Origin of the sequence: uncultured Psychrobacter sp. (assembly GCF_947495825.1) — a bacterium.
Lineage (GTDB): Bacteria > Pseudomonadota > Gammaproteobacteria > Pseudomonadales > Moraxellaceae > Psychrobacter.
Genome location: NZ_CANMAH010000003.1, coordinates 1 through 15045 on the forward strand (window position 1 = coordinate 1; position 15045 = coordinate 15045).

The following is a 15045-nucleotide window of genomic DNA, read 5'->3' on the forward strand; positions in this document are numbered from 1 at the left end:
AACTATGGCTCACCATCTAATCAGCTGAAAACCTTGAGAAAATGGTGTGATATTTAATCCTTATCTACTACAGCCCCTTAATATATTATTAATTTATAGCAATAACTCAACCAATGCTAGTTTTTTATTCTAAAAAATATCTAAGTTAATCAATAGTTAACCAATGCTAAATAGTTTATGAAAATTTGGTTTCTCTGTATAAATAGAATGACGATACTGTCAATTTGAATAGAGTTAATAATGACATGGTGACTATGAGGTAATGACAAAAATCTGTAGTCTGTATTTATTTAATTAGAGTCTGTTGAACATTCATGGCTATTTTCTATTTTTGTTTTATTTATGAGATGTTCGAGAAGTTCATAGTTGAAAAGTATAGTATTGAGTTTAGAAAGAAGTTTTTTTAAAAAAGCTCGTAATCCATTATTTTATGTCAAAAAAACCTCGCCATAGCGAGGTTTCACGACCTTATCGAGTATGATTGGTTATATCTGCACCAGCATTGATAACTTGTCTATGATTATTTAGCCGACTTGTAATAGTCAACGAGCATCGTGCCTAAAGTACCGTTGTCATCGATAGTGACTATTCTGACCGTACCTGACTGTGACGCGGTACTAGACTGCACTTGACCAGCGCTACCTAAGACGACTTGGTTGTTTTTAGCCGCCATTGCTTCGTTACCGATAGCGATACTGTTCATACCGCCTGCCATAGATTTATTGCCTACGGCGACCGAATTTGCCCCTTGTGCTGCTGCTGCCTCACCCACTGCAGTAGAGCGTACGCCGCTCGCATTGGCTATGTGCCCAAAAGCTTGCGCACGTTCGGCGGTAGCTTTTGATTGCCAACCGATAGACGTTGAGCCGAGACCAGCAGCGTTGGCTTCACCGCCGACGGCCGTTGCTGAGTTGAGACCTGCATTGGCTTTATTACCGATGGCAACGGTATCATTAGTACCGCCAGCGGATGCCGCTTCACCCACCGCGGTAGAACGTACGCCACTCGCATTGGCTAGATGACCAAAAGCTTGCGCACGTTCAGCAGTGGCTTTAGACTGCCAGCCAATAGACGTTGAGCCGAGACCAGCGGCATTGGCTTGACCGCCGACGGCCGTTGCTGAATTCAGACCTGCTTTGGCTTGACTACCGATAGCGACGGTATCGTTAGTGCCACCAGCCATAGCAGTATTGCCAAGAGCGAGGGCAGTACTGCTAGTTGCATTTGTATTCATTGATTGAGACTCAGCGCTTGACGCCATAGTTGTGCATGAAGCGACGCCTGCGACCGCTAAAGTAAGCATGCTTATTTTGAATGCTAAGTTTGGTAGAAAGTCCATTTTCATTATAAATTATCCTATTTTAAAAAAGCCGTCTTGGCTAAGTATTGGTTTGAGTAGGTAGTAATAGAATTTATATTGCTTGCAGTGTTGGATCCCTCCCATGATAAAAATATGAACATATATTTATAAATGCAAACATACTATTAACTTATATTAATAACTCAACTAATGCTAGTATTTTATTTCAAATGTTATTTAGGTTGATAAACTGCCAATCAACGCCTAATAGTTTTAGTCTGCGTATCGTCATCTCATTGCATATCTATGTAATTTGTATAAAGCGATTGGCGATGAGGCCATTCCTGTTGTACCCTAAACCTTTGTTTTTTTAATGAAGGAAAATGCCTGTGCTATATAACTTTGATGAGATAATTGACAGACGCGGTACAGGGTCCCTTAAATGGCATTATAACGATGACACTATTGCGCTTTGGGTAGCAGATATGGATTTTAAAGCTGCGCCGCCTATCCTAAACACGATTGAACGCGTACTGCAGCATGGCGTATTGGGCTATACCAAACCCACTGATGCGCTATATCAAGCGATTATTGACTGGCATGGTAGCCGTTATGGTTTAGCATTGAACAAAAAACACATCCTCTTTTCTCACGGTGTCATACCAAGTTTGGCATTGATGCTGAGAATGTTTACTGAGGCAGAAGATGCGGTCATGGTTAATGATCCCATTTATGCCCCTTTTATGACTAAGGTTGAGCAAAATAGTCGTACGCTCGTGACTTCTGCTTTAAAAGAGGTTGAGGGTAAATATCAGCTAGATTTGGCCGATATAGAAGCTAAGATAGTCGAGCATGAGGTCAAGCTGTATTTGTTATGCAATCCGCATAATCCAGGCGGGCGCGTGTGGACGAGGGATGAGCTTCAAGCGTTGCTGTCGATTTGCAAAAAGCATGATGTAGCGATTGTCAGCGATGAGATTCATCAAGATTTAACTTTGAACGGTCATACGTTTACCCCTTTTTTAACGCTAGCAGAAGGTTATGAGCATAAAGTAGTGAGCCTAACTTCGATGACCAAAACCTTTAACGTCGCTGGTATTAAAAGCTCAATCATCTTTGCTAAAGATGAGGCGTTAATCAATAAAATTAACTGGCAGCAGCGCTTAAGTGATGAGCACGATCTTAATTTGTTTGCTTATGAAGTGACTTATAGTGCTTATAAAGAAGGTAGGGAGTGGTTGGCGCAGGCGTTAACGTATATCGAAACCAATATAGAGTTCGCTGTGCAGTTTTTGAATCAGCATTTGCCTGATATTAAGGTCATGCGCCCAGAGGCGTCGTATTTGATATGGCTTGATTGTTCAGCATATGGTCAAGACGATAAGACACTTTATGACGCGCTTAGAGACGCTAAAGTTGAGCTCAGTGCCGGTATTCAATACGGTGACGCTGGTCATCTTAAAATGCGCCTGAACGTAGCATGTCCTAAAGCGCTGCTAATAGAAGGGTTAAATCGTATACATACGGCTTTTAATAGTGTGAATGATCATAAATAAAAAAATAAAAAGGCTGGGAGACCAATATCACCCAGCCTGTTGACTTGTTATTTTAATCAAAGCATAAGTATGTTACTTCCCGTTTGTATCGTTCTCAGATTGTCCAAGATTGATACGCATCTGCTTCCATTCATCTTGCTGAGCCAATATCGAGCCTTCGAGTGCCTCTGATGTCAACCCCTCTTGCCACGGTGAATTATCAGGCAGCTCTTCAATATGAATGGTTTTTACCCCGTAATCAGGCTGATAAGCCAGATCATAGCGCGCCGCTTTAATCACCGAGATGATCATCATTGATAGGATAATAATGAGCGGCGCACCCGCGATGATAGACGCAGTCTGTAAGGTTTGCAGGTCTCCCAAAAACATCAAAATAGCAGGCAACAAGCACAATGTGAATGCCCAAAATAGACGGTTCCAACGATGCGGTTCGTCATCGACTTCTTTTTGTACCACGGACGCCAAGATATAAGAGATAGAATCAAAAGTCGTGGCAGTAAAGATAGTGGCCAAAAAGGTAAAGATAGCGATGACGACATAAGACATCGGCAAGCTATTTAAGATGGCAAAGATGGCCGCAGTGGGCGACTCATTATTTAGGACAGCAACCACATCTACTGTGCCAGTCAATTGTAGATAGAGACCATAATTACCCAAGATAATCATAAACATCGCACAGCCCATCGAGCCATAGAACATCGAGCCTAAGACCATATTACGTATCGTACGTCCTCTCGAGATTTTGGCGATGAATAAGCCAATAGTCGGTGCAAATACCAACCACCATGCCCAATAGAAAACGGTCCAATCTTGCGGGAAGGTGGTGTGCTCAAAGCCGAACTGTTGGAAGTCTTTAAAGGGTTCAACATAGGTCATCATGCGCGGCATTTCGGTGATAGAACGCCCGATGGCTTCTAAGCCCGTATTTAAGATAAAGACGGTTGGCCCAACGACTAAGATGAACAGCAGAAATATCACAGCCAAATAAAAATTGATGTTAGAGAGTTTTTGAATGCCGCCTTTTAACCCCTGATACGCACTATAGGCAAAAATCATGGTAGTCACTAATAACACCACAATTTGCATAGTTATGTTACGCGGTAAACCAAATAAATTGTATAAACCTTCGTTGATAAGCGGAGAGGCAAGACCCAGTGTCGTCGCACCGCCCCCCACCATACCAAAGACAAACAGCACGTCGAGCATCTTAGCCCAATTGCTACCAGCCAGCTTTTCGCCTAGTAATGGCATAAGCGTTTGGCTGACCTTAAGTACTGGGGTCTGACGCACATAATAAAAATAAGCAATCGGAACCGCTGGTACTAAATAGATGGCCCAAGCGACAGGTCCCCAATGAAAGATGCCATAGGTGGTGGCCCAGCGAATGGCGTCTGGTGAGCCGCTTGCTAAGTTAAAAGGCGGGCCTTGATAATAATACGCCCACTCAATCAAACCCCAGTAAAGAATACTGGCGCCAATACCCCCGCAGAACAGCATCGATGCCCAAGAGACATCGGAGAATTCAGCGGTTTCTTCTGGTCGGCCCAGTTTGATCTTGCCAATATCCGAAAGTACAATGTAAATGACGAACAATAAAGCAATGACACCAAAGGCCAGATAAGCAAAGCCAAAGTTAGCACTGACAAAGCTGCGAGCGATCCCAACCCATTCTTTGCCTTGCTCAGGAAACAGTATCAAAGGCACAGCAATACTAAAAAGTATGACAAGCACCATAAAAAAAGTAAATTTGTCAATACGGGTATCGGGTACATGATCAGGTCGCCACTGCGGAATAGACATACCCACATCGAAGGTACCTAGATGCGGCGGTTTATGATGTTTGGATCGTGCTTTTACATAGTCTGGAAGATATTCTTTTGATAGCCCGAGACCTGACGTAGATTTATCAGGTTTTTTAATGCCCTTACTGTTATCAGTGTTGCCCATGTTGTTTTCTCTTTGTATTGGATGTTAAATTTTATACCTCGCCTAAATTTTCTAAGTCTACAAATTCCTTTTTTCCGTGAATAGTATACATTTTTCGATTGATCCCTGGGTAATGGCAAATATCAAACGGTGGTCTGTTGCCGCCCATCAGATAGACTGCGTCCGTATCGCTATCATTAATCATAGAATGCGCAGCACCATGCGCGGGGAAACCTACAAAATCACCAGCAGCTAACTGATAGCACTCTTCTCCATAATGCAATAAAAGCTGTCCTGATAATACATAGACAAATTCGTCTGACTCTTCATGATAATGATGCTGTGTGGTCTCATCACCCGGCTCAACGCGCACAAGATGCAAACCAAATTTGGTCAGACCAGTGATATCACTCAACGAAACTGTATGCCGAATAGCGCGCTCATTAAACTGATGAACATGCTTGGTCTCAGGCGTATCTTCGATATCAGACTTAGTTAGGATGTAATCTTGGGTACTTTTGAGCGTCTCTTGCGGTAGCTCTAGGGATAACCCTTCCAATGGCTTAGTCATGGTTTGTCTCCGTTACTTTTATTTTGTGCATAATCTTATAGTAGCTATAAATGCGTGGTTTTGTTTGCTTAATTACGTATAAAATGCGGTTAGTAAGCGTCCAGCTTTCTTATTATCGATATTGCTGCCTGTTCTTTTCTCACATTCAATACTGTCAAATTCAAATAACTGCGAATAATTGGCAAAACGGCTAATAATCGTCAATAACTGCGAATAATTCATCATCTAATAGCCATTAATGGGCGCAAACTTGTTAAAATAGGGCACTAATTTTTTCTTGATGGACATCGATTTATGACCACTGCCGCTGCCACTACTGCATTACCTACTATCAAGCAAGACCGCATTCTTATTCTCGATTTTGGCTCGCAGTACAGCCAGCTCATCGCTCGCCGTGTGCGCGACTCTGGCGTTTTTTGTGAGATGTTTCCTTATGATATCGACACTCAGCGCATCCATGACTTTGGTGCCAAAGGTGTCATCCTATCGGGCGGCCCTGAGAGTGTGCATGCGGAAAACAGCCCACGTATCAATGACGCTGTGTTTGAGCTTGGTGTACCAGTACTTGGCATTTGCTACGGTATGCAGGCGATGGCAGATCGTTTCGGCGGTAAGGTACATGCCAGTGATATCCATGAGTTTGGCGCAGCGACCATCAATGTCAATGGCCATTCAAAGCTTACTGATGGCATCGAAGACAGCGTCAATGAAGACAAATCGACCACGCTAAACGTCTGGATGAGCCATGGCGACAAGGTCATCGAAGCGCCGCAAGGCTTTGATATTATCGCTAGTACGCCTAGCTGTCCGATTGCCATTATGGCCAATGATGATAAGCAATACTATGGTCTCCAGTTTCATCCCGAAGTCACTCATACCCTACAAGGTCAGGCGCTGCTAGGCCGCTTTGTCCATCAAATCTGCGACTGTGCTGGTGAGTGGACACCGGACAATATCGTCGATATGCGGGTGGCACAGCTCAAAGAGCAAATCGGTGACAAGCAAGTATTGCTCGGCCTGTCAGGCGGCGTCGACAGCTCAGTGGTTGCCGCGCTATTGCACAAGGCGATCGGCGATCAGCTCACCTGTGTATTCGTCGATAATGGCCTGCTGCGTCTGCACGAAGGCGATCAAGTGATGCAAGTGTTTGCCGAAAACATGGGCGTCAAGGTCATCCGTGTCGATGCCGAAGATTTGTTCCTAGACGCTCTAGCAGGCGAGTCTGACCCTGAAGCCAAACGTAAAATCATCGGTAAAACCTTTATCGACGTGTTTGCCAATAGTGCCCGCGAAATCAGCGCGCAAAGCGATGGCAAAACCATTGAGTTCTTAGCACAGGGGACGATTTATCCTGACGTCATCGAATCAGCGAAATCACATCAAGGTAAAGCGCATGTGATTAAGAGCCACCATAACGTTGGTGGTCTACCAGATGACTTGGCGTTTGAATTGGTCGAGCCGTTACGCGATCTATTTAAAGATGAAGTGCGTAAACTTGGTATCACCCTTGGCTTACCAGAGAAGATGATTTACCGTCATCCGTTCCCAGGCCCAGGTCTAGGCGTGCGAATCCTTGGCGAAGTCAAAAAAGAATATGCTGATATCCTGCGTCTTGCCGATGCGATCTTTATGCAAGAGCTGGAGCGTTCAGGTTGGTACGACAAGACCGCGCAAGCGTTTGCGGTATTCCAACCGATCAAGTCAGTTGGCGTGGTCGGTGATGGTCGCCGCTATGCGTGGGTGATTGCGCTACGTGCGGTCGAGACGGTGGACTTTATGACCGCGCGCTTTGCCCATCTGCCGTATGATTTGATTGAGACAGTATCGAATCGCATCATGAATGAAATCGCTGATGTCTCACGCGTGACTTATGATGTGTCGAGCAAGCCGCCGGCGACGATTGAGTGGGAATAACTTTCTAGTCTTAAGCGCATAAAAAAAGCCCATCGTTGTATGGGCTTTTTTGTGGGTGGCATTCCTATACTTCGCTCTACTGATTGCTGTAATAAAAATATAAAAACGGCCACCGTTACCCAACCGATTAATAATACTTATCAAGGTTATCAGCTATTAAAATCGGTCATCACGTTCATAAGGCGTATCATAGTGGCACGTAATAAGGCGGTATGGATTGCCCAACAGCGAATGATAAACAGGCAATGACCAACGCTATCGCCGCCATAACACAAAACAAGCATAAGGATTTTATAATGAACGTACTTGCCTTTGGCACCAGCAACAGCAGAAATTCTATCAACCAAAAACTGGCACGCTATAGCGCCACACAGATTGATGATGCCAATGTGACCTTGCTCGATATTCATGATCTTGAGATGCCGATCTATAGTGAAGAGCGCGAAAAAGAGAGCGGTATCCCGCAATTTGCCCATGATTTTTATCAAGCGATTGGCGAGGCGGATGCTATCGTCATCTCGTTTGCGGAATACAACGGCTCGTACACTTCTGCTTATAAAAATCTGTTTGACTGGGCATCGCGTATCGATATGAAGGTCTATCAAGACAAGCCAATGATTATGTTGGCCACTTCACCAGGGCCGAGCGGCGCGCAAAGCGTCCTTGCTGCGGCCGAAGGCTCAGCGCCATTCTTTGCCGCTGATGTTAAAGGCGCGCTGTCATTGCCTAACTTCTTTGATAACTTTGATGTCGAGAAAGGCGAAGTGACGGATGAATCGTTTAATCAGCAATTGAATGAGATTATCAGTAAGCTGTAAGCTTTGGACGATTGATAGGCAATAGAAAAACACTCAACTTGGTTGGGTGTTTTTTTTTGAGCGCGGAGTACTCCATAGAGTTCCAGATAAGCTAAAATAACAAAATATAATCTGAAGGAAGGTTGAAGATGGATTTTCGCAGTGAGACAAAAGAACAGCACTTTTTATCTCAAGTAGAGCAAAGATTTAACAGTATAAATCGGAACGCTAACAAGGAAAATCAAAGGATATATTCATTTAGCTTAAAAAATCGTGACTCATACATAGTTAGCATGGATTCTAAAAAAGGGATAAATATATCAAATAATCTGCAAATTTTGCATTTATTTAGCTTTGATGTTTTAGAAGAATGTGCTTATAGATATAATTTTGAAAATTTATTTGAAAGTTATGAAAGTAGGATAAGGGATAATACTAATAGTCTAATAGTTAAGTTGAAAAATAACGAAGATGATATTAAATCAGAAGTAATTAATATCTTTAGATCTAAAATTCTAAACTCTATTAGAAATCCTTATTCTATAGAGAAAAATCTGAATACCTTTTCTGATATTAAAGGTTTGCATCCAACTGATGACGTGCATTTTAAAAATTTTAACCGTGTGTTAAAAGGTAAAAATCCTCAGCAAAATTATATATGTAAAATACTAGGCATAACAGAAAAGAATTATAGAGACTGGTTAGCGACTCTTTTTATGTTGTTGAATCTTATGGAGGAAGAAAAAGTTAGCTTTTTAGATCAAGTTATCACAAGAATTTTTGAGAATAAAATTTTGGATACTAGAGTATATATATATACCTATGATGAAAAATCATGTCTGCTTTCTGATAGAGGGTTTAATTTATACGAAGAAGGTAATAAAATGATATGGGATTTTAATTTATGCTCCAATATATTTGTAACTTATTGTTTTATAGATATAGAGAGTTCAGATTTAAATATCGAGGAAGATATATTGAATTACTTAAAAACAAAGCCTAAAGAAATAATTATAGATATCCGAAATAATGACCTAAGGGCGTTAGAACAATATAATAAACGCACAGTAAGCTTTTGCCATAAACAAGTATTTGGCGCAAGCAAAGAGTACCAAGGTGTGAAAGTCTCTTCGTAAGCCGCCTATGCTTGATAAAAAAGCAGCCCTCCAAACGAGCGCTGCTTTTTTTATAGCAAATGTTAAAACCTAACCCTTCACATTCACCACATAACGTCCCACAGCCTTACCATCAATAAAGCGCTCTAGGTATTCAGGGGTTTGCTCTAAGGTGATTTCTTCAGCATAACTTTCAAGATTTGGCAGTTTCATATCGGTTGAAACACGCTCCCAAATGGCCTTTTTATCATCCAGTGGAATATAGACCGAATCAATACCGAGTAGAGACACCGCGCGGGTGATAAACGGCAATACCGTCATCGAGAACTCAGCACCGCCCGCTAGACCACAAGAAGTGACTGCGCCGCCCGCTTTGGTTTGTTTAAGTAAGTTGGCTAGATAATCACCGCCAATCGTATCGATGGCGTTGGCCCATAGCTCGCGCCCGACAGGTTTATTGCCGATCTCATTGATAGTATCGCGATGACGGACTTCACTCGCGCCAAGCTCTTTTAGATAATCGCTTTGTTCAGGCTTACCTGAGAAGGCGATAGTCTCGTAGCCCAATTGACTTAATATCGCAATGCTAATACTACCGACACCGCCTGTTGCGCCCGTGACGGCGACGGCACCATCTTCAGGCTTTGCGCCCATTTTCTCAAGCTTTTGCACACTTAAGGCTGCGGTGAGGCCGCCAGTACCATAAATCATGGCTTCTTTTAGCGATAAAGACTCTGGACAAGCTACCGCCCAATCGGCAGGGATAGAAATCATTTGGGCGAGGCCACCATCCGTATCCATGCCCAAATCATAGCCAAAGACTACGACTTCTTGACCTTCTTTAAAAGAGCCAGACTTGTCACTGACTACGACGCCTGCCGCGTCAATACCAGGGGTGTGCGGATAGTTTCTAGTGATTCTTTTATTGCCTGATGCTGACATGGCGTCTTTGAAGTTTAATGATGAATAGTGTACTTCGATTAATAAATCGTTCTCAGGTAAATCGCTGACATTACGCTGTTGAATGCTTTTTTCAAACTTACCGTCGCTGGTTTCTTCGACCACTAAGGCTTTAAAGGTTTTATTATCAGAGTTTGTTTGATTGGACATAATATTGTTCCTTTTTTATTACTTTTGGATTAAATAGGTTTTAAACACATATATTAAGGCTTAATCAATATCTTACCTTTTTTGTCTGACTGTACCTCATCAGAGACTGCTTTTTGGATATCATCTAAAGAATAAATGCCGCCAGTAGGGAGTTTTAATACACCGCTTGCCGCGCTCTCGATCAGCTCACGAGTCAAGCGCTGCATATCATCGTGGCTCATCTCTTGCATCATATCGCTCGCCCAAAAGCCTTTTACCTGCGCCAAATTAAAAATCAAATTGCTAGGATTAAGTGTGAGCGGTTTGCCAGACATGGCACCTAAAGATGCTAGCGCACCGTGTTTACCCAGCAGTGTTACTAGCTCGCCACCAGACTTGCCGCCGACCGCATCGACCGCGCCGCTAATTTTGGCGTCACCAACGATATTTTTTACTTGCTCTTTCCAGTCATCATTATCAGTCACGACATTGTTATCAACGATACCCAAATCGATAAGCTCTTGTTCCGATTCTGTACTACGCACCAAATTAATCGTATTGATATGACGCTCGGGAGCGAGCATTGCCATAGATTCACCAACCGCGCCATTGGCAGCGTTTTGGATGATCCATTGACCCGGCTTGATGTTTAAAAACTCAATGAGCAGCAGCGCACTCATCGGCATGGCGATTAATTGAGCGGCCATCTCATCATCGATAGCGTCTGGTATAGGGATGATGCTTTGAGCTGGCGCGATAAAATACTCCGCCCACGTGCCTTGTACGCCTGATACGACGACGCGCTGACCTTTTTCAGAGCCTTTTACGTCTTCTCCCAAAGCATCGATTTTTCCTACCGCCTCACTACCGCCTGTCGCAGGCAGTTTAGGTTTATTACCGTACTCGCCTTTGATGGTAACAAGGTCGTGATTATGAATGGAAGATAAGATAGTCTTGATACGGACTTCGTTGTTATTAGGTTCTGGAGTAGGGCTTTCGGTTACGCTAAGCACGTCCGATGGTTTGCCAAATTCATTGTAAGTTGCAGTGCGCATCGTCATTTCCTTTATTTATTTTTTAGGTGGATTTTAGAGTATGAAACTATTTAATTAACAGTAACAGTGTTTATTAATAATAGTGTTTATCAGTCATTATGAATAACAACATTCACCTTAACAATATGGCTTAAGCTCTCACAATATTACTTTGGTTACCTAACGTTGTTACTTGCTTATCATTGTAAAGTCGATGAATGGGTTGGTATTGTTAAAAAAAATCACAAAAAAATGGCAGAATTCTAAGAAGAACACTGCCATCACTGATAGTTTTAGTATTGCCTAAAAGCTAAGGCTTTAATAACACCTTACCGTTTTTGCTGGCCTGCAATTTACCGTCGACCGCTTTGGTAATATCGGCTAAATCAAAAGTCGCTTCAACAGGTAGTTTTAACTTGCCATCAACCGCGCGCTCAATCAGCTCATCAACCAAACGCTGCTTGTTTTCGACACTCATTTCTTGACTGATCTTACTACCCCAAAAGCCTTTAATAGTGGCTTGTTTAAAGATAATATGTGTGGGGTTAAGCGTCATTGGCTGACCTGACATAATACCAAAAGATGCTAAGGTGCCATAATGACCTAGCAACGACAATAAATCACCACTGGCCTCACCGCCGACAGAGTCAACTGCCGCGCTGATGCTGTCATCGCCTACGATGTTACGGACTTGATCTTTCCAGTCTTCGTCTGAATTATTGATATTATTTTTTATACCAAGGGCTTCTAACTCTTCTAACGCATCGCTACTGCGTACGACGTTGATTGTATTGACACCGCGCGCCGCAGCAAGCATCGCAAGCGATTTACCAACCGCGCCATTAGCAGCGTTATGAATAATCCATTGACCGCTCTCTACTTCTAAGAACTCAAGCAGCATCAAGGCACTAAGCGGCATGGCGATTAATTGTGCAGCCAACTCATCATCTAAGCTATCAGGTATAGCGAATACCATGTCCTCAGATGCTGTAAAGTATTCAGCCCACGTCGCTTGGACGCTGGCTGCCGCAACACGCTGACCGACTTTTAGGTCTTTAACGTCGCTACCTACGGCATCGATGATACCTAAGGCTTCAGAACCACCGATCGCTGGCAGTTCAGGTTTAAAGCCGTATTTACCGCGAATGGTCAATAAGTCATGGTTGTGAATAGAGGCGAGTATGGTTTTGACTCGCACTTCATCGGCTTTTGGCTCCGGAATAGGTCTATCACCAAGGCTAAGTACCTCAGTCGGTTTTCCAAAAGTGTCATAGGTTGCGCTACGCATAATAAATCCTTTTTTGTTTTTTGATTAATTCGGGGGAGTGGTAGATAACGAACGCTTGTAAGAGGGGCGTTTAATCAGTCATCAACAGTAACAAGTCTGGCCCATCAATCGCAATATTACTTTCGTTACCTAACGTTGTCGTGGTCTCTTCATTGTGAAGTCTTAGCTGTCTAGTTTGAGGGTTTCAATAATATTCAAACTTTATACAGTTTTTCAAATTCTTCAGACTTCGTATTTAGCGCAAAAATAGTAGCACTATGGTGTTATTGTTTAAGTTGAATCAGGCAAATCATTACTTATGAACACCATAATAATATTAAATAGAAATAAGCTACAATTCGTAACAATAAAACAAGGTTTTGACCAATGGTGTGGTTTACGAGACAAAAGGCGATGAATTAATGCAAAAAGTTAAGAATTAGCAGAATTTTTATCTATTTTTAACTATTAATATTATCAAAGCTAAAAACCGATCTTATCTAATATTCTTTTTAAAGGATTGAGAGCTGTTGACATTATAAAAATTTTCTACTATTAATATTACTAATAGTTTTCTACATTGTGTCAGTAATAGCAGTTGCTGATTTAAGTGACAGACGGTCCAATCATAGCAATTGCAAGATTAGTAGTCGGACTCTGACCTCTAACGACATAAATATGGATATTGAAATAATAGATATTAAACTTAAATGGATTTACTAAACGTTAGTCGATCTTTCTGCTAGGATATTATATGACGCGCAATTCTGTTACCTTCCGTACTACTGTGTTTTTACCCACTTCTCTTGTACTTGCTATGTTTATGACAGGCTGTAGCGACAATACTGCCAACACCAGCAATGCCAATGCTGCAGCTGACATCGACCCTAATGTCTTGGCTGAAACGCAAGAGCTGACCATCAATAACGGCACCGAGCCTGAGTCGCTAGATCCGCATAAAGTATCGGGCGTACCCGAATCTAATATTGGTCGTCAAATATTTGAGGGCCTGACCAATACCGATGCTAATGGCAAAACTATCCCAGCAATGGCAACCAGTTGGGAGAGCGACGATAACAAGGTATGGACGTTTAAACTGCGTGATGCCAAATGGTCAAATGGTGATCCAGTTACCGCAGAGGATTTCGCTTATAGTATGCGTCGTTTGGTCGATCCAAACACAGCGTCCCCTTATTCAAGCTATTTGGTCGATGCCAAAGTAAAAGGCGCTGATCAAATCGTCGCGGGCGCTGCTGGTACTGAGACGCTAGGCGTAGAAGCCATCGACGATAAGACGCTACAAGTGACACTAACAGAACCAGTACCGTACTTCCCCGATATGCTGATTCATAACTCAGTCAAACCAGTACATCAAAAGACCGTCGAAGAATTTGGCGATAAGTGGACAGACCCTACGAATATTGTAGTCAATGGTCCCTATACAGTCAGTAAGTGGCAGATCAATGACGAGCTGGTGCTGTCGCGTAATTCTAAGTATTACGATGACGCCAATACTACGCTTGATACGATCACCATGTTACCGATTCCCTCTAGCGTGACTGATGTATCGCGCTATCAGGCAGGTGAGGTTGATGTAACCTATAACGAGATTCCAACCGAGCAGTTTAACTCTTTGCAGGCAGATTATGGAAAAGAGCTGAGAGTATCGCCTTACCTTTGTACTTACTATTATGAATTTAATACCGTAAAACCGCCTTTTGATGATCCTAAAGTACGCCGCGCTTTGGCGTTAGCCTTAGATCGTGACACTATCGTTGATAAGGTAATCGGTCAAGGCCAAACGGCCGCTTATCAGCTGACGCCTACTGTGACCAATGGTGATGTGGCAAACACGCCAGAGTGGTCCAGTTGGGATCAGGACAAACGTATCGCTGAGGCCAAAAAACTACTCAACGAAGCAGGGTATGATGAGAATAATCCGCTTCGCTTTGAGCTACTCTACAATACCAATGACAATCATAAAAAGGTCGCGGTTGCTGCCACTTCACTGTGGAAACAAGCAATTGGGTTTGTCGATGTCAATTTAGTCAATAAAGAATGGAAAACCTACCTTGATACGCGCCGTAACGGTAATTATGAAATTGCGCGTGCTGGCTGGTGTGCGGATTACAATGAGCCTTCAGCCTTTTTAAATATCACAAAATCCGACAATAGCGGCAACTACGGTAAATACAATAGTCCCAAATTTGACAGTCTGATGGCGCAAACCCTAAAACCTGGGGTCACCGATGCGCAGCGTGCAGATTTGTATCAGCAAGCAGAGGCTCAGTTGGATGACGATATGGGGCTGTTAAACATCTATCACTACGTCAGTCCGCGAATGGTTAAGCCTTATGTTATCGGATTTTCGGAGAATGATCCTTTGGGCAATTGGCAGGGCAAAAATATCTCTATTGCCAAACACTAGTCATTAAATCACCTTTATAAGTGAGCGCTATAAAAAAGATTTGTTCTG

General features: G+C 42.8%; 12 protein-coding genes. 5 read left to right on the forward strand and 7 right to left on the reverse strand.

All coding sequences use genetic code 11. From position 1 onward, the window contains the following. Positions 1-520: 520 nt before the first annotated feature. A complete protein-coding gene (locus Q0895_RS04270; RefSeq protein WP_299185791.1) occupies positions 521-1345 on the reverse strand; it encodes a hypothetical protein in 825 nt (274 codons plus the stop codon). Between the two features lie 338 nt (positions 1346-1683). Between Q0895_RS04270 and Q0895_RS04275 the strand changes: the two genes are divergently transcribed. After that, entirely contained in the window at positions 1684-2856 is a 1173-nt protein-coding gene (locus Q0895_RS04275; RefSeq protein WP_299185793.1) for a MalY/PatB family protein, read from the forward strand. A gap of 72 nt (positions 2857-2928) precedes the next feature. On the opposite strand, the gene Q0895_RS04280 is transcribed toward Q0895_RS04275, so the two are convergent. The 3 genes from Q0895_RS04280 to Q0895_RS04290 form a co-directional block, all read right to left on the reverse strand. Then, positions 2929-4803 carry a BCCT family transporter gene (locus tag Q0895_RS04280; RefSeq protein ID WP_299185795.1) on the reverse strand — a complete coding sequence of 625 codons (1875 nt, stop codon included), beginning with the start codon at positions 4801-4803 and terminating at the stop codon, positions 2929-2931. A 31-nt stretch (positions 4804-4834) separates the two neighbouring features. Further along, positions 4835-5353 carry a cupin domain-containing protein gene (locus Q0895_RS04285; RefSeq protein WP_083606139.1) on the reverse strand — a complete coding sequence of 173 codons (519 nt, stop codon included), beginning with the start codon at positions 5351-5353 and terminating at the stop codon, positions 4835-4837. Positions 5354-5425: 72 nt separating this feature from the next. Beyond that, positions 5426-5578 (reverse strand): hypothetical protein, encoded by a 153-nt coding sequence (locus Q0895_RS04290; RefSeq protein WP_178379367.1) that lies wholly within the window; start codon positions 5576-5578, stop codon positions 5426-5428. A gap of 69 nt (positions 5579-5647) precedes the next feature. Between Q0895_RS04290 and guaA the strand changes: the two genes are divergently transcribed. The 3 genes from guaA to Q0895_RS04305 all read left to right on the forward strand — a co-directional run bounded on the left by guaA (position 5648) and on the right by Q0895_RS04305 (position 9200). Further along, entirely contained in the window at positions 5648-7267 is a 1620-nt protein-coding gene (gene guaA, locus Q0895_RS04295; protein WP_299185797.1) for a glutamine-hydrolyzing GMP synthase, read from the forward strand. Between the two features lie 212 nt (positions 7268-7479). Then, positions 7480-8085, forward strand: coding sequence for an NAD(P)H-dependent oxidoreductase (locus tag Q0895_RS04300; RefSeq protein ID WP_299185798.1), 606 nt, complete (start codon positions 7480-7482; stop codon positions 8083-8085). A 128-nt stretch (positions 8086-8213) separates the two neighbouring features. Further along, entirely contained in the window at positions 8214-9200 is a 987-nt protein-coding gene (locus Q0895_RS04305; protein WP_299185800.1) for a hypothetical protein, read from the forward strand. 69 nt (positions 9201-9269) lie between these two features. Here the strand turns inward: Q0895_RS04305 and Q0895_RS04310 are convergent, their stop codons facing one another. The 3 genes from Q0895_RS04310 to Q0895_RS04320 all read right to left on the reverse strand — a co-directional run bounded on the left by Q0895_RS04310 (position 9270) and on the right by Q0895_RS04320 (position 12590). Then, positions 9270-10289, reverse strand: a complete 1020-nt coding sequence (locus Q0895_RS04310; RefSeq protein WP_299185801.1) for an oxidoreductase — start codon at positions 10287-10289, stop codon at positions 9270-9272. Between the two features lie 53 nt (positions 10290-10342). Further along, entirely contained in the window at positions 10343-11323 is a 981-nt protein-coding gene (locus Q0895_RS04315; RefSeq protein WP_299185803.1) for a zinc-binding dehydrogenase, read from the reverse strand. Positions 11324-11612: 289 nt separating this feature from the next. Next, complete coding sequence (locus Q0895_RS04320) at positions 11613-12590, reverse strand: zinc-binding dehydrogenase (protein WP_299185804.1); 978 nt, start codon at positions 12588-12590, stop codon at positions 11613-11615. A gap of 733 nt (positions 12591-13323) precedes the next feature. Here Q0895_RS04320 and Q0895_RS04325 point away from each other — a divergent pair. Then, positions 13324-14997 (forward strand): ABC transporter substrate-binding protein, encoded by a 1674-nt coding sequence (locus Q0895_RS04325; RefSeq protein ID WP_299185806.1) that lies wholly within the window; start codon positions 13324-13326, stop codon positions 14995-14997. Positions 14998-15045: the final 48 nt, after the last annotated feature.